We start from the raw sequence: 15144 nt of genomic DNA, 5'->3' as shown, positions 1-15144 counted from the left end.
TCCCATGCCGAGTTTATCCGAGGCATTGTCCGCCATTTACATCGGGGTTCTTGGGCCTATTTCGTGTTACGTTGTCGTCCTCTTCTCGCGAATGGGGTGCGATGGCTGAGGAAATGGTGCGCGATGTCGGTCCCGCCGGTATCACGGTGGCGTTCGAGCGGTTCGGGGATCCCGCCGACCCGCCGGTGTTGCTGCTGATGGGCGGGGGTGCGCAGATGATCAACTGGCCGGAGGGGTTCTGCGCGGAGCTGGTGGCGCGCGGCCTGCACGTGGTCCGGTTCGACAATCGGGACACCGGGCGGTCGTCGCGGGTGGAAAACGGTCCGGAGCCGGATCTGCGGGCGGCGATGGCCGGTGATTTCTCGTCCGCTTCCTACACGTTGTCGGATATGGCGGCCGATACCGTGGGTTTGGTAGACCGGCTCGGGTTGGAGCGGGTGCACCTGGTGGGGGCGTCGATGGGCGGGATGATCGCGCAGACCGTGGCGGTCGAGTTCCCACAAAGGGTGCTGTCGTTGACCTCGATCATGTCCACGACCGGGGACCCGGCGGTGGGGCAGGCGGACCTGCGGGCATTGGGCGCGGTGGGCGCGCCGCCGGGGACTCGGGCGGAGTTCGTGCGGTGGCAGGTGGCGGCGTTGCGGGCGGTGTCCTCCCCCGGGTTCGCCTTCGACGAGGCGGGTGCGGCGGAGCGGGCGGGTCGGGTGTTCGACCGGGGGTTCGACCTGACCGGGATGCTGCGGCAGTCGGTGGCGGTGCTGGCCTCGGGTGACCGCACCGAGAAGCTGCGCGGGCTCCAACTGCCGACGGTGGTGATCCATGGCACCGAGGACCGTATGTGCGATGTCTCGGGCGGTCGCGCGACGGCGGCGGCTATCCCGGGCGCCGAACTAGTGCTCGTCGACGGCCTGGGGCACGGGTTCCCGCGCGAGGTGTGGCCGGTGTTCGCCGATCACGTGCTGGGCGTCGTGCGTATTGCGCAGCGCCAAGGCACTGTTGCGCAGCGCCAAGGCGCGCAGTAGTGCCACCAGAGGATCGCCGAGGGTCGTGACCAGTGCCGGGGCCCATCGCGGGGCGTCGGGGTCGTCGAGCACGTCGAGATCGAGGGTGGCCAGGGCCTCGGCGACCGCGGCGTAGGCCTCGACGGTGCTCAACCGGGTCGGCAGGCCCGTGGCGCGCAGCGCGCACAGCAGGGTCACCAGCGCGTCGGTCAGCTCGTCGCCCGGGTCGACCCGCCAGCCCCTGGTGCGGGCGAGGTGGTCGACCCGGGTCATGGCCCAGGCGTGGTCGTCGCCGGTGGCCGCGCGGACCCCGGGGAAGCGGCGGTGGGCGGCGGTCAGCACCTCGGGCAGCGGGCTGCGGTCGTCCACGGCGGCCAGCACCGCGCGGACCGCCTCGATCGAGAGCCCGCCCAGGTCGACCAGGGCGCGGACCAGTCGCAGCCGGTCCAGGTGCGCGGTGGCGTAGGTGGCCTGGTTGGGGGCGGTCCGCTCGCCCGGGGCGAGCAGGCCTTCGCGCAGGTAGTACTTGATGGTGGCGACCGGGACGCCGGACTCGTCGCTGAGCTCGCGCATCCGCACGGCGCGTGTCACGACTCCGGGGCCGCGGTGGCCGGGGCGAACGGGCCCCAGGTGAACGCCGGGATCCAGCGGTGCGGGTCGCCGGTCCAGTCGAGTTCGGCGATGGCCGCGGGGGCGCGCCTGCCCGCGAGGGCGCGGTAGATGGTGAGGCGGTCGCCGCTGAGGGTGGCGGCCGGGTCGCCCTCGCCGGCGATCCAGGTCTCGGTGGGGGTGCGCACGAGCAGGGCGGGCAGGTCGTGGGTGGTGATGGAGGCGGACAGGCCGCTGATCACCACGTCGAAGGCGCGCGGCACGGCCGGGTGGGTGTCGATGGGCAGCGGCAGGCCCAGGGCGTAGCGCAGGTCGAGTTCGTGGGTGAAGGCGTCCATGACGCCGACGCGGCCGAGTCGGCCGCCGCCGTCGGCGAGCAGCCGGTCGGCTTCCTCGGCGCGCTCGGCCCAGGCCTGGGCGATCTGGGGGATGTCCATGCCCTTGGCGGTGAACGGGGGGATGCGGGGGGTGCCGGTGAGTTGGCCCATGGCGTGGTCGCAGACCTCGACGAGGTGGGCGAACAGGTCGCGGGCGGTCCAGCCGGGGCAGGCGGGCACGGGGGTGTCGGCGAGGTCGGGGTTCTCGGTGAGCAGGGCGGTCACGGTTTCCCGGACGTGCCCGTAGGCGATGTTGTTCGGCACCAGTCGCTGGATCACCCGGGACACTCCCCTGCCGTTCGGTCGGACGCGAACCGAAGGTATCCAGCCCGCGGGCGCGTGGTCTTCTCCGAGGATGCGCAGCCGTGTCCCTTCACAGCGGCACGTTGCCGTGCTTGCGCTGCGGCGCGTGGCCGCGTTTGTCGCGCAGCATCGCCAGGGCCCCGGCGACGGCGGCGCGGGTCCAGACCGGGTCGATGACGTCGTCGACGAGGCCGCGTTCGGGCGCGTAGTAGGGGTGCAGCAATTCGGTGGTGTAGTCGGCGAGGCGGGCTTCGCGGGCCGCGCGCGGGTCGGGCGCGGCGGCGAGTTCCTTGCCGAAGAGGACGTCCACGGCGGCGTCGGCGCCCATGACGGCGATCTCGTTGGTGGGCCAGGCCAGCGACAGGTCCGCGCCGATCGAGCGGGAGTCCATGACGATGTAGGCGCCGCCGTAGGCCTTGCGGACGATCACCTGCACGCGGGGCACGGTCGCCTCGCAGTAGGCGTAGAGCAGTTTCGCGCCGTGGCGGATGACCCCGCCGTGTTCCTGCTCGGTGCCGGGCAGGAACCCCGGCACGTCGACCAGGGTCAGCAGGGGGATGCCGAAGGAGTCGCAGAACCGCACGAACCGGGCGGCTTTCTGCGCGGCGGCCGCGTCGAGCACCCCGGCCAGCACCATCGGTTGGTTGCCCACGACGCCGACGACCTCGCCGTCGATGCGGCCCAGGGCGCACACGATGTTGGCGGCCCACCCCTGGTGGACCTCGAGGTAGTCCTCGTCGTCGACGAGTTCGGCGAGCACGGCGCGCATGTCGTAGGGCCGGTTCGGTTCGGGTGGGACGATCTCGGCGAGGCGGGGGCGCTGCTGCGCGCCCGCCCCGGTGGGCGCGGCGGCCGGGGGGCGTTCGAGGTTGTTGGCGGGCAGCAACGACAGCAGGTACCGCACATCGTCCAAACAGGACTCCTCGTCGTCGTGGACGAAGGTGGCGACCCCGGACTGGGTGCCGTGCACGTCCGCGCCGCCCAGTTCCTCGTGCCCGACGCGTTCCCCGGTGACCGCGCGCACCACGTCGGGGCCGGTCAGGTACATGCGGGCGGTGTCGCGGACCATGAAGGTGAAGTCGGCCAGGGCCGGTGAGTAGGCCGCTCCCCCGGCGCAGGGCCCGAGCACCACGCTGATCTGCGGGACGATCCCGGAGGCGGCGACCTGCCTGCGGAAGATCCCGCCGTAGCCGTCGAGGGCGGGCACCCCCTCCTGGATGCGGGCGCCGCCGCTGTCGTTGAGGCCGATGATCGGGGACCCGGTCGCCAGGGCCAGGTCCATCACCCGGTGGATCTTGGCGGCGTGCGCGGCGCCCAGGGAGCCGCCGAGGATGGTGAAGTCCTGCGCGTAGACGAACACCCGGCGCCCGTCGACGGTGCCCGACCCGGCGACCACGCCGTCGGTGTGCGGGCCCGGCCCGGGGGTCTTGAGGTTGCCCACGACGCTGCGGCGCAGCGGTTGCACCTCCAGGAAGGAGCCGTCGTCGAGGAGCAGGTCCAGGCGTTCGCGGGCGGTCAGCTTGCCCTGCGCGCGTTGCCCGCGCGCGTCGCCGCCCGCGGTGGCGGCGGCGTGGACCCGGTCGCGTTCGGCCCGCAACCGCGCCATCGACCGGGTGGGCGCGGCTGGCGCGGCTGGCGGGCGGGGACGGTGGCCAGCGTGCGGGCGCGCGACCTCGACCGGGGTGAAGTCGAACCGGCCGTCGAGCGCGCCGCGGCCGAGGGACTCGGTGCTCAGGGACTGCGTGTCCAGGAACTCGGTGCTCATCGCGGGCTCACCTCCGTCCTCTCACGGCCCACCGCGCCCGCTTGGCGGTCGGTGAGCCTGCCGTCGCGGTGCAGCCAGCGGACCGTGTCGCGGAAGGTCTCGGTGACCGGTCGCGGGTGGACACCGGCGGTGTCGGCGGTGTCGGACACCGCGCTCGCGCACGCGCAGGTGTAGATCGCGCCGTACTCGGCCGGGATGTGCCACGGCCACACCCGCTGCAGCGCCCCGGTGAGGGCGCCCAGCGGCAGCATCGCCCGCGCGGGCAGCCGCACCGCGGGCAGCCGCCTGCCGGTGACCTCCCGCAGCACCGCCATGAACTCCCGGGTGGACAGGTAGTGGCCGGGTCCGAAGTGGCGCCCGGTCGCGGTGTCGGGTGTGGACAGCAGGGTGGCGTGCAGTTCGGCGGTGTCGCGGACGTCGCCGACCGGGATGCCGCCGGTCGGCCAGATCGGCATCAGCCCGCGCAGGGCGTTGCGGACCCGGGCGTTCTGGTCACCCAGGCGCGGGTCGTGCGGTCCGATCAGGGCCGACGGGTAGCTGATCAGCACCGGGGCCCCGTCGGCGCGGTGGCGGCGCGCGATCGCGTCGGCGGCGGCCTTGCTCGCCAGGTAGGTCTCCCGCGGCGCGCCGAGCGGGCTGTCCTCGTCGAGCGGCCGACCCCGGGCCGGGAGCAGCGCGCCGACGCTGGAGACGTGGATGGTGCGGCCGACCCCCGCGGCGCGCGCGGCACCGAGCACCACCTCGGTGCCGCGCGCGTTGGTGGCGGCCACGGCGCGGTGGTCGCGGCTGTCGAAGGAGTAGACCGAGGCGGCGTGCAGCACCGCGTCGGCGCCGCGGACCAGCCCGGCCACCCGGGCCGGGTCGGTGACGTCCCCGGCGACGACGCACACCGCCGAGGGGTCCACCCCGAGCGGGTCCAGCGCGGCGGCGACGCGGGCGTCCACCGGCGCGGACTCGCGCACCAGCACCCGGACCCGGTGCCCGGCCCGCACGATCGCGGCCACCGCGTGGGCGCCGAGGAACCCGGTCGCCCCGGTCACGCTCACCAACATCACTGACCTCCCGCTCGCTCAGCGGCCCGGGTGACCCGCGGGGTCCGGGGCACCGACCTGGTGGAAACCGCCGCCGTAGAACACCAGCGCCCGCCCGGCCCGGCCGCGCCGCAGGTCAAGGACCCGGCCGAGGAACACCGTGTGGTCGCCGCCCGCGTAGGACTCGGTCAGCTCGCACTCCAGCCACGCCAGCGCCCCCGCCAGCAGCGGTGCCCCGGTGCGCGGGCCGGGCACCCAGCCGACCGCGTCGAACTGGGCCATCCCGGCCGGGCGGCGCCGGTCGGCGAAGTAGGTCGCCAGCTCGCGCTGGTCGGCGGCCAGCACCGACACCGCGAAGCGGCCCGCGCCGACGATCGCGTCGTGCATCCGCGCGGTCTTGCGCACGCAGCACAGCACCAGCGGCGGGTCCAGCGACACCGAGGTGAACGCGTTGGCCGTCATGCCGTGCCCGTCCGGCCCGCCCGCGGTCAGCACCGTCACGCCGGTGGCGAAGCGGGACATGACCTCCCGCAGCGACACCGGCTCCACCTCGGCACCCAGAGCAGCAGTATCAAGAGCAGCAGTATCGAGGGCGGCGGCGTTCGCGCCGTTGTTGGTCATCTCAGGCCCCCGCCGCCGAGGTGGTGGCCACCCGGGTGCCCGCCGCGTACGGCGCCAGCGCCTCCCGCAACTCCCGGGGGACCCGGGTGGGCACGGTGTCGGTGTTGGGGCCGCGCATGCACGCCACCCGCTGCCTGCCGCGCGCCACCAGCACCTCCACCCCCTCGCGCAGGTGCACGTAGTCGAAGCTGAACTGCACCTGCGTCTGGGCCAGCTCCTCCAGGCGCATGCGCACCGACAGCTCGTCGAAGGCGGTGATCTCGGCGAAGAACTCGCACTCCACGCGCAGGGTGAACAGCTTCAGGTCCGCCCGCAGCTCCTCCAGGACCCCGGGGGCGTGCTCGCGCAGGAACAGCTCCCGGCAGCGGCCCTGCCAGCGCAGGTAGTTGACGTAGTAGACGTTGCCCACGAGGTTGGTCTCCTCGAAGCCGACGGTGTGGCGGATCTCGTAGAAGTCCGGCATGTCAGTGCTCCTTCCCGACCAGGACCGCGAAGACGACCGGATCCGGTTCGCCCAGCACGGTCGTCACCCAGGTGGCGATCACGGCGTCACCGGCCGACAGCGCCACCCAGCCGTCGCCGTGGACCCGATCGAGGGTCAGCGCCTGGGTCGTGGCGCCGGACTTGCGCAGGCACTCCAGCGCGCACCACACCCGGGTGCCCGCCGTCGCGGTGTCCTCACCCGCCTCGGCGGCCAGCAGGTCGCGCACCGGCAGTTGCGCTGCACCCAGCAGCTCCGCCCACACCCGTGGATCCCGCTCGCGGACCGGCTCCACGTCGCAGGCCAATCGGCCCGCGCCGACCACGGCCACGGCCAGGCCCGCGCCGTGCGCGGCCGACACCGTCGGCGCGGCCGCCGCCGCCATGCCTGCCAGGTCGACCAGTTCGGGTTTGCCGTCGGGGCGGTGGCGCACGGTCACCGGCTCCCCCAGTGCCCGGCTCACCGCGAGCTGGGTGCGCGCCCGCCGCGCGTCGGTCCCCGAGGTCCCGGCGGGCGCGTCGGTGTCGGGGTCGACCACGACGGCGCGGGTCCCGCCGAGCACCCGCTCCAGGGCGCGCTCGAGCACCGACCCCAGCAGGAACGGCACCCACGGCCCGGACCCGTCGCGGTGGCGCACCGCGCGCAGCGTCAGCCCCTCCCAGCGCTCCACCAGCTCCCCGGTCGGGGTGCGCACGTCCAGGTCGTAGGTGTAGCTGTCGCCGTCCTGGGCGCGCTCCACCGCGTCGAGGACCACGTAGTCCACGTCCTGCGCGGCGCGCTCGGCCAGGTACAGCCGGTCCACCCGCTGCGGCAGCAGCGTCGCGTCGGGGACGCAGGCCTGGATGGCGTGCATGGCGGTGTCGCGGGTGCCCGGGTCGGCCAGGACCTGGGTCTGCGGCAGGAACGGGGCGAACCAGGACGGTTGCCCGCCCGCGGCGATCTCGGCGACCGCGCGGCGCGCCCCGGCCAGCCGGTAGGCCTGCAGCCGCTGGAACCGCTTGCCCTGGAACAGCAACCCGCCGTAGAGCTCGGTGATCGGGTCGACCGCGACCGGGGGCAGCAGCCGGGCTTTGCGGTCGCCGTGCCCAGGGGGCTCGACCGGGTCGGTGCGCGGGAAGCGCAGCGTGGCGCGGAAGTGGTCGGCGCCGAACCCGGTGTCGGCGCTGCGGATGACGACCTCCACCGTGCCGGGGCCGGTGAGCAGGGCGGCGATCCGGATGGTGGTCGAGGACCCGGGGCGGACCACGACCGGTCGCGCGAAGACCACCTCGCTCAGCAGCGGCGCGCCCTCGTGGCCGGTGAGCACCCCGGCGACCTGCGCCATGGCCTCCATGCCGACCACGGCGGGCAGCAGGAGATCACCGTCGAGGAGGTGGTCGTCGAGGTAGGGGTCGCTGCCCGAGGACAGGTCGGCCTCGGTGACCAACTCGATGCCGGGGTAGTGGGCCAGGACCCGCTCGGCGAAGCGGCGCAGCGGCAACTCCGGGCGGGGCAGCCGCAGCGTCGGCAGGCCCGCCACCCGACCGCTGATCACCAGCACCGGACCGGCGGCGGGGTCGGCGAGCACCCGGCGCAGCACCTCGATGCCGTTGTCGACCGAGATCGGGGTGATGCCCTCGCGCAGCAGCGCCTCCACCACCCCCAGCCGCTCCCCCATGCCCGCGCCCGACCACACCGACCACTCCAGGGCCAGGACCCTGGCGCGCGGGTGGGAGCGGCCGAACTCGACGGTCAGCTCGGTGAGCCAGTCGTTGGCGGTGGCGTAGTGCGCCTCGCCGCGCAGCCCGGCGCGGCCGATGATGCTGCCGAAGGTCACCAGCAACCGGACCCGGTCCTGATCGAGCGCGGCCAGGACCGCGCGCAGCCCGTCGACCTTGGGGGCCAGCGCCCGGGTGAACGCCTCGTCGGTGAGGGAGGCCAGCGCGGCGGGTTCGTTGCCGCCCGCGCCGTGCAGCACGGCGGTCACCGGACCCAGCGCGGCGACCAACCTGCCCACCGCCGCGGTGACCAGCGCGGCGTCGGTGACGTCGGCGCGTTCGTAGCGGACCTCGATGCCCGCCTGCGCCATGCGCGCCAGGTTCGCCGCGAGTTCGGCGTCGGTGGCCGGGTCCGCGCGGCCCAGCAGCGCCAACCGTGCGCCGGAGTCAGCGGCCATGGCCAGCGCGCACTCGGCGGTGATGCCCTTGCCGCCGCCGGTCACCAACAGCACGTCCTCGGCGGTCAACGCCACCGCGTCGGGCCCATCGGCCGCGGGAGGCAGGGGGTCGAGGACCGGGACCGTGCGGGTGCCGTCGGCCGCGTAGCGGACCTCGGCGTAGCCGGTGCTCAGAGCGGTCTCCTCAACCACCCGGGTCACCGCCTCGCGCACCCCGGCGGGGGTGGTCGGCTCCGGGTCGGCCAGCTCGACCACGGTCACCGGCACCGCGGGGGCCTCCAGGTGCAGGGTCCTGGCCAGTCCGGCCGCGCCGAAGCGGTGCTGCACCACCACCAGCCGTGACCCGGCCGTGATCGCGGCCTGACCTGCGGCCAGGATGAGCTCGGCGTGCCGCTCGCCGCTGGCGGGCAGGCACAGCAGCACACCGTCGCCCACGCCGGTCTCGGCGAGCGCGCACCGCAGCGGTTCGGCCAGCGGGTGCCCGGCGGGGGCGAACACCGCCCACCGGGTGGCGCCCTCGGGCACGGTCACCGCGGGGCGCGGGGACGGCACGTGCGTCACGGTGAACGGGCGCACCCACGGCGCCACACCGGGCGCCTCGCCCGCCTGTTCCTGCTCGTGGGCGGTCTCGGCGAGCTCGTCGATCAGCCCCGCCAGCTCACCCAGGCTCACCGTGGCGAAGTTCGGCGTCGCCACCAGCGGCGGGCGACCCAACGCCCTGGTCACCTCGTTGACGATCTGCCCCACCGTGATCGAGCTCAGGTGCAGGTCATCGAGCGGGTGCGTCTCGGCGCGCACCGTGTCCAACGGCAGCTCCACCCGCTCGGCGGCCAAGCGGCGCAACAACTCCAGCGTCGAGTCCCCGGCCACCGCCACCGCCTGCTGCCCGACCACCTGCTGCCCGACCACTTGCTCTGATGCCCCGAGATCACCCAGATCACCGAGGTCGGGCGCCGCCTCGCACGGGCTGGCCAAGAACGTGAACCCGCCGTCGAGCGGCAACGGCCGCAACGCGCGCCCGGCGAACAACACCGTCGTGTCCACCGGCGACCCCGCCGCGTACGCCGCGCCCACCGCCGAGAGCAGCGGCACCAACGACGCGCTGTCGGTGTCCACCGACAACACCGGCAACCCCGGCGCGATCTGCTCGACCAGTCCGGCCAACACCCGGCCCGGACCCACCTCCACCGCCAGATCCGCCCCGGTCACCGCGACCTCGGCCGCCTCGTGGAAGCGCACCGGCCGCAACACCTGCTCGCACAGCAGCGCCCGCACATCGGTGTCCACGTCGAGGACCTCGGCGCTCACCGAGGACACCACGTCCCTGGTCAGCGGCCGCGTCGAGAGCCCGGCCAACTCCCGCTCCATCGCCTCGGCGGCGGGGCGCACCAGCGGCGAGTGGAACGCGTGCGACACGTTGATCCTCGTCGCGCCCACCCCCTCGGCCGCCGCCGCCGCGCACACCCGCTCCACCGCGTCGGCCAACCCGGCCACCACCGTCTGCTTCGGCCCGTTGAACCCGGCCAGCACCACGTCCTCGCCGCCCACCAACCGCCGGGTCAGCTCCGGGTCCGCCGCCAGCCCCGCCATCGCGCCGCCACCGCGGCTCGCCCGCGCCATGATCCGACCGCGGGTCGCGGCCAACCGCAGCAGCGCCGCGCCGTCGAGCGCCCCGGCCCAGCCCAGCGCGGTCACCTCACCCAGGCTGTGCCCGACCGCCACCGCGGCCTCGACCCCCAACGCGCGCAGCACCCGCACCCCGGCCAGCGACCCCGCCACGATCCGCGGCTGCGCCACCTCCGTGGCCACCTGGTCACCGCCCAACGGCACCGGGACCGCGCCGAACACGTCCTGCGCCACGGTGAACCGGCGCCGGATCGCGCCGACCCCGCCGTGCCCGGAGCCCTGCCCGGGGAACAGGAACGCGATCCGCGGCGCCGCCCGCACCACCCCGAGGAACACCCCCTCGCGCGGCTCGAACACCGACTCGCGGCCCTCGTCGAGCGCCGCGAGCAGTGCCCGCAGCTTGCGGTCCGCGTCAGCGGGACCGGTCGCGACCACCGCGGCCCGCACCGGGCGCCCGGACGCCTCCAGCGCCAACTCCGCCGCCAGGTCCGCCACCTCCGCCTGCGCCAACCGCGGCGCCACCGCAGCCGCCCGCTCGAGCCCGGCGCGCAACCCCGCCAGGTCATCGCCGTCGAACAGCAGCAACTCCGCGTCCTGCCGCCCGGTCACCAGGGCCACCGTCCGCCGCCCCACCGCGGCGCGCCGCTGCCTGCCCGGCGCCTGCTCCACCGCCACGTGCGTGTTGATCCCGCCGAACCCCATCGCCGACACCCCCGCCCGCACCGGCTGGTCCGCGGGCCACAACTCCGCCGCCGAGGGCACGTACAGCGCCGCGGAGTCCCCCAGCAGCCGCGGGTGCGGGTCGTGGTGACCGGTGCCCGGCGGGATCACCTGGTGGTGCACCGCCAACACCGCCTTGATCAACCCCGCCACCCCCGCGGCGGCCTTCGTGTGCCCGAAGTTGCCCTTCACCGTGCCCAACGCCGCCGGTCGCGCCGCCGGGTCCGCCGCCAACCGCGCCGAGGACAACGCGTCGATCTCGGTCGCGTCCCCCAACGCCGTACCCGTCCCGTGCCCCTCGAAGTAGGACACCGACTCCACCCCGTACCCAGCCCGCTCATAGGCCCGGCGCAACGCCAACCGGTGCCCGCCCGCCTCCGGGCGCGTGATCCCGCCCCGCCCGTCGGAGGAGATCCCCCACCCGGTCACCGTCGCGTAGATCCGCGACCCCCTGGCCAGCGCGTCCGCCTCGCGCATCAGCACGAGCACCCCGCAGCCCTCACCCGGCCAGAACCCGTTGGAGCCGCGGTCGTAGACCTTCATCTCCCCGGTCGCCAACGCCCCCGTCTTGGCGAACCCGATCACCTCGAACGGGTCGATCGACAGGTCCACCCCACCGGCCACCGCCACGTCCAGGTCGCCGTCGACCAGCGCCTTGGCCGCGGTCGCCACCGACAACAACGACGACGAACACGCCCCGTCCACCGTGTACCCGCCGCCGCGCAGGTCGAAGTGGTTGCAGATGCGGCCCGCGATCGTGTTCGACAACCCCCCGGCCAGCGAGTCCTCGTCGATCGGCGGGAACGGCGCCTTGTAGCGGCCCTCCAACTCCCGCAACAGCGCCGCGGTGTCCTGCGCCGCCCACCCCCGATCGGCCAACGCCGCCGCCACCGTCCGCCGCACGTACGGCCACCGCAGCCGCAGCACGTTCGCCCGGGAGAACTCCCCGGTCAGGCTGTTGCCGATCACCACACCCGTCGACTCGCGCGGCAACCCCTCCCCGTCGGGGAACCCGGCGTCGGCCAACGCCCGCGCCGCGGTGTCCAACGCCAACCAGTGCGTCAGGTCCGTCGACCGGTACGTGCTGCCCGCCACCTGGTAGCGCACCCGGTCGAACTCGAAGTCGCGCAGCACCGCCGCCGTCGCCGCGTAGAACCGGTCCGGCGCCGCCGGGTCCGGCGAGAAGTAGTCCGCGTGGTTCATCCGCTCGTCCGGCAGCCGCCGGAACGCCCGCCGCCCGGCCAGCACGTTCTCCCACAGCTGCGCCGGGGACACCGCGTCCGGATAACGCACACCGATGCCGACGACCGCTATCCGCGAGTCACGCGCGGCCCGCCCGCCGGAGCACTCGACCTCTTCCACGGTCACCCTTTCCCCGCTTCCACTCGACACCACATTTATTCAACCCATCGCCCGTCGATAGCCAATCGTGCCGGAAAGGACTGTCGAGTTCTTCTCGGATTGTGCCGTCCACCCACTCCGACCAGCGGCGTCGCATAACGCCGTGATTTCACGAATGGCCGACAATTCAATGGTGCCGTTATGGAAACAATCATGAAATGGACCGCCGGACGGCCGGTCGTGCGGCAGGCGGTGCGGCGGCAGGTCCGCCGAGCCGACCAGCGACCACCCCGGAATGTCATCTCCGAGCGTGCTCACCTTGTCCACGGCACGACCCGGTGGCCCCGGTGCGCACTGTTACCATCGGCTTGCCCGAAAGCTCGCCGAATGCGCGTAGCGGACCCGATCCACACCGCCGAATTCGTCACCGCGCGAAATACCGCCGACGCCTTTTAGTCCGTTCGTGGCAGCCCGACCAGCCATTCGCCGGGCGGCGCTCACCGGACGCCACCGCCCCCACCCCGGCGCACCCGCGCGGTCCCGACGCGCCCACCACCACGCACCCGCCCAACACCGTGCACCCGCCCGCCCGGCCCCCATGCACCCCCACCCGCCCAACTCCCACGCACCCCCCACCCGCCCACTCCCATGTCACCCCCACCCGCCCCGCCACCCGGCCCGACTGGAGGACCCCCATGGCCACCCGCAGGCCGACCCGCGACCCCGCCGCGCCGGTCGAACCGCACCCGCCGTCCCCGTTCGGCACCACCGCCACCCCCCGCCGCCGCGGCCTGGTCATCGCGCTCAGCGCGCTGGCCGGGTTCCTGCTCACCGTCATCTGGTCCGCCGAGTTCGTCGACGCCACCATCGGCGACACCGTCGCCAACACCCTGCTCGGCCACGACGCCAAGGCCACCCCCATCGCGGGCGCCGCGGCGGGCATCGCGTTCGCCTTCGCCTCCGGCGTCGCGGGCACCTTCACCGCCTGCAACATCGCCGCCTTCGGCGCGGTCGCCCCGCTGCTGGGCACCGCGGGCGGGCGCTGGTCGCGGCTCGGGCGCGCCCTGCGGCCGCTGGGCTGGATGGCCGTCGGGATGATCGCGGTGTCGGCCGCCTACGGCGCGCTCGTCGGGGTCGTGGGCACCGCCATGCCGCAGTTCGCCACCGCCACCGGCCCGGGCCTCACCCCCCGCGCCATCCAATCGATGGTCGTGTTCGGCGTCATCGGCCTGGTCATGGTCTACCTCGGGCTCGCCGCGCTCGGCGTCGTCGCCGACCCGTTCGCCCGCATCGCCCGCCGGTTCCCGCACGCGCCGATGGTGTTCATGGGCGCCCTGATCGGCGCGTTCCTCATCGGCCGCCCCTTCGGGCTGTTCCGGCAGATGTTCCGCCACGCCGCCGAGAGCGGCAACCCGCTCTACGGGGCGGCCGCGTTCACCCTGCAGTCGCTGGGCAACATCGTGATCATGACAGTGCTCTTCCTGGTCCTGGTGCTGGCCACCGGCGACCGCCTCCGGCGCTGGCTGGCCGCCGACCCCCGGCGCACCGCCGTGCTCACCGCGGTCGCGCTGATCGCCGCTGGCGTGTTCACCGTCCTGTACTGGGACGTGCGGCTGCTGGAGCGGCGCGACATCATCGGCTGGTACCCCACCGCGCCCTGGGCGTGAGCCGACCCGGTGGCGGAACAGGCGTGAGCCGACCCCCGAGCGGGCAGCCGTGAGCCGACCCCCGGGCACGCGAAATCGGCCGGTGGCCGGGGAACTACCCCTGGCCACCGGCCGACTCGAAACACCGCTGGGACCACGTGCGCCCGATCAGCCCAGCTGGGCCTGCGCGGTCACCGGCTCCCGGTCGAGCACCGCCAGCAGCACCGGCGGGTCGAGCTGGTTGGTCGGGCGCAGGCGCAGGTCCACCGGCCGCGCACCCATCTCCGCGCGCACCACCAACGGCCCGTGCACACCGACGAACCCGTCGTACTCCGGTGCGGGCGGCACCCCGCCGGAGGCACTGACACTTGAAGCACTGACACCGGAGCCACTCACACCGAAGGCACCGGCACCGCCTGCACTGACACCGTTGGCACCCACACCGCCTGTGGTCACCTCGCCCGCGGTCACCCGGCGGGCGTCCACGTCGCACTCGTCCTCGGTCATCGCCGGGGAGTAGGCCAGCACGTGCCAGGTCCCCTGCGGCACCATCTCCAGCGTGTACGGGCCGGGGCCGCTCAGCACCGCGCAGCGCACCGGGTTGCCCTGCGGCAGCCGGTCGGGGAACAACCCGATGAACACCAGCCCGGCCCGCCCGGCCAGCGGCGGCCGGACGTGCCCGCGGATGTCGGTCTGGCGCGAGGAGCCGACCGGCCTGCGGCCGTCCACGCAGATCCGCGAGGTGAACCCGCCCAGCCGCCGGTACATGGTCGGGGAGACCCCGACGCTGGCGCGGAACCGGGAGCTGAAGGTGCCCACGCTGGAATAGCCGACCCGGTGGCTGATGTCGGTCACGCTCAACGAGGTCGCCACCAGCAGCCGCTTGGCCTCCTGCAGCCGCATCGCCGAGAGGAACCGGCCGGGCGAGACCCCGGTGACGCGCAGGAAGACGCGGGAGAAGTGGAATTTGCTGAACATCGCGGTCCGGGCCATGTCATCGATCGTGATGTGCTCGCCTAAATTCTCCCGCATGCACTCGATGACACGGCCGACAGCTTTCTCTATAAATTCCTCCATATGGGCGTCCCATCATCGCTCTCGATATATAGAAAGCACCTTGCAACGACATTCCGACATTCGTCGGTGACCATTTCGACAATCGAAGCGTTCACCGTGGTGGCATGTCAGTGGAATGTGACGAAGCGCTGATGGGAGGATGTCCGTCGCAAAACCGCACCCCCAGTCACAGACCATGACTACGGTCTCAAGCTAGCAGCCCTTCACCAGGTGCGCAAGCAATCGGAAAACCACCCATACGGCGGTTAAGTCCATTGTGGAGAATCGACCGCCGGGTACCGCCGGGGGCATTGAATGCGCCGATAGGGCGTTCGCGGTATCACCGAGGACGGCGCGGCGCGCGCTGTACGGTTCGCCGGGAAATTCGCTCGAGAACACCGCGTGCGCGAGC

At 73.7% G+C, this 15144-nt stretch carries 10 protein-coding genes and 1 pseudogene; 2 read left to right on the top strand and 9 right to left on the bottom strand.

Annotation, left to right across the window (positions count from 1 at the left end; all coding sequences use genetic code 11):
- Window positions 1-101: 101 nt before the first annotated feature.
- Complete coding sequence (locus LV75_RS17340) at window positions 102-1022, top strand: alpha/beta fold hydrolase (protein WP_253887958.1); 921 nt, start codon at window positions 102-104, stop codon at window positions 1020-1022.
- A 360-nt stretch (window positions 1023-1382) separates the two neighbouring features.
- On the opposite strand, the pseudogene LV75_RS17335 reads toward LV75_RS17340, so the two are convergent.
- The 8 genes and pseudogenes from LV75_RS17335 to LV75_RS17300 all read right to left on the bottom strand — a co-directional run.
- A pseudogene (locus LV75_RS17335) lies at window positions 1383-1574 on the bottom strand (MerR family transcriptional regulator); the annotation flags it as partial.
- Between the two features lie 14 nt (window positions 1575-1588).
- Entirely contained in the window at window positions 1589-2266 is a 678-nt protein-coding gene (locus LV75_RS17330) for a maleylpyruvate isomerase family mycothiol-dependent enzyme (RefSeq protein WP_253887957.1), read from the bottom strand.
- Between the two features lie 94 nt (window positions 2267-2360).
- Window positions 2361-3896, bottom strand: a complete 1536-nt coding sequence (locus LV75_RS17325; RefSeq protein ID WP_253888141.1) for an acyl-CoA carboxylase subunit beta — start codon at window positions 3894-3896, stop codon at window positions 2361-2363.
- A 155-nt stretch (window positions 3897-4051) separates the two neighbouring features.
- Window positions 4052-5107, bottom strand: a complete 1056-nt coding sequence (locus tag LV75_RS17320) for an NAD-dependent epimerase/dehydratase family protein (protein WP_253887956.1) — start codon at window positions 5105-5107, stop codon at window positions 4052-4054.
- Between the two features lie 18 nt (window positions 5108-5125).
- Entirely contained in the window at window positions 5126-5608 is a 483-nt protein-coding gene (locus tag LV75_RS17315; protein WP_253888140.1) for a flavin reductase family protein, read from the bottom strand.
- Window positions 5609-5708: 100 nt separating this feature from the next.
- Window positions 5709-6170: an acyl-CoA thioesterase gene (locus tag LV75_RS17310; protein WP_253887955.1), complete on the bottom strand. Its 462-nt coding sequence runs from the start codon at window positions 6168-6170 to the stop codon at window positions 5709-5711.
- Window position 6171: 1 nt separating this feature from the next.
- Window positions 6172-12057, bottom strand: coding sequence for a type I polyketide synthase (locus LV75_RS17305; protein ID WP_253887954.1), 5886 nt, complete (start codon window positions 12055-12057; stop codon window positions 6172-6174).
- A 33-nt stretch (window positions 12058-12090) separates the two neighbouring features.
- Complete coding sequence (locus LV75_RS17300) at window positions 12091-12357, bottom strand: hypothetical protein (protein ID WP_253887953.1); 267 nt, start codon at window positions 12355-12357, stop codon at window positions 12091-12093.
- Window positions 12358-12725: 368 nt separating this feature from the next.
- Here LV75_RS17300 and LV75_RS17295 point away from each other — a divergent pair, with 368 nt between their 5' ends.
- Complete coding sequence (locus LV75_RS17295) at window positions 12726-13697, top strand: hypothetical protein (protein ID WP_253887952.1); 972 nt, start codon at window positions 12726-12728, stop codon at window positions 13695-13697.
- Window positions 13698-13844: 147 nt separating this feature from the next.
- Here the strand turns inward: LV75_RS17295 and LV75_RS17290 are convergent, their stop codons facing one another.
- On the bottom strand, window positions 13845-14708 hold the full coding sequence (locus LV75_RS17290) for a helix-turn-helix transcriptional regulator (protein WP_253887951.1): 864 nt from the start codon (window positions 14706-14708) through the stop codon (window positions 13845-13847).
- Window positions 14709-15144: the final 436 nt, after the last annotated feature.

The organism is Actinokineospora diospyrosa (assembly GCF_024171925.1).
In the GTDB taxonomy this organism is placed as follows: domain Bacteria; phylum Actinomycetota; class Actinomycetes; order Mycobacteriales; family Pseudonocardiaceae; genus Actinokineospora; species Actinokineospora diospyrosa.
Note: the sequence above shows the minus strand (reverse complement) of the source record. Positions and strands in the feature narration are given on the sequence as shown.

Coding starts and splice junctions, on each gene's coding strand:
- LV75_RS17340 (WP_253887958.1), top strand. CDS start 102: ATGGCTGAGGAAATGGTGCGCGATGTCGGTCCCGCCGGTATCACGGTG.
- LV75_RS17325 (WP_253888141.1), bottom strand. CDS start 3,896: ATGGCGCGGTTGCGGGCCGAACGCGACCGGGTCCACGCCGCCGCCACC.
- LV75_RS17320 (WP_253887956.1), bottom strand. CDS start 5,107: ATGTTGGTGAGCGTGACCGGGGCGACCGGGTTCCTCGGCGCCCACGCG.
- LV75_RS17315 (WP_253888140.1), bottom strand. CDS start 5,608: ATGTCCCGCTTCGCCACCGGCGTGACGGTGCTGACCGCGGGCGGGCCG.
- LV75_RS17310 (WP_253887955.1), bottom strand. CDS start 6,170: ATGCCGGACTTCTACGAGATCCGCCACACCGTCGGCTTCGAGGAGACC.
- LV75_RS17295 (WP_253887952.1), top strand. CDS start 12,726: ATGGCCACCCGCAGGCCGACCCGCGACCCCGCCGCGCCGGTCGAACCG.
- LV75_RS17290 (WP_253887951.1), bottom strand. CDS start 14,708: ATGCGGGAGAATTTAGGCGAGCACATCACGATCGATGACATGGCCCGG.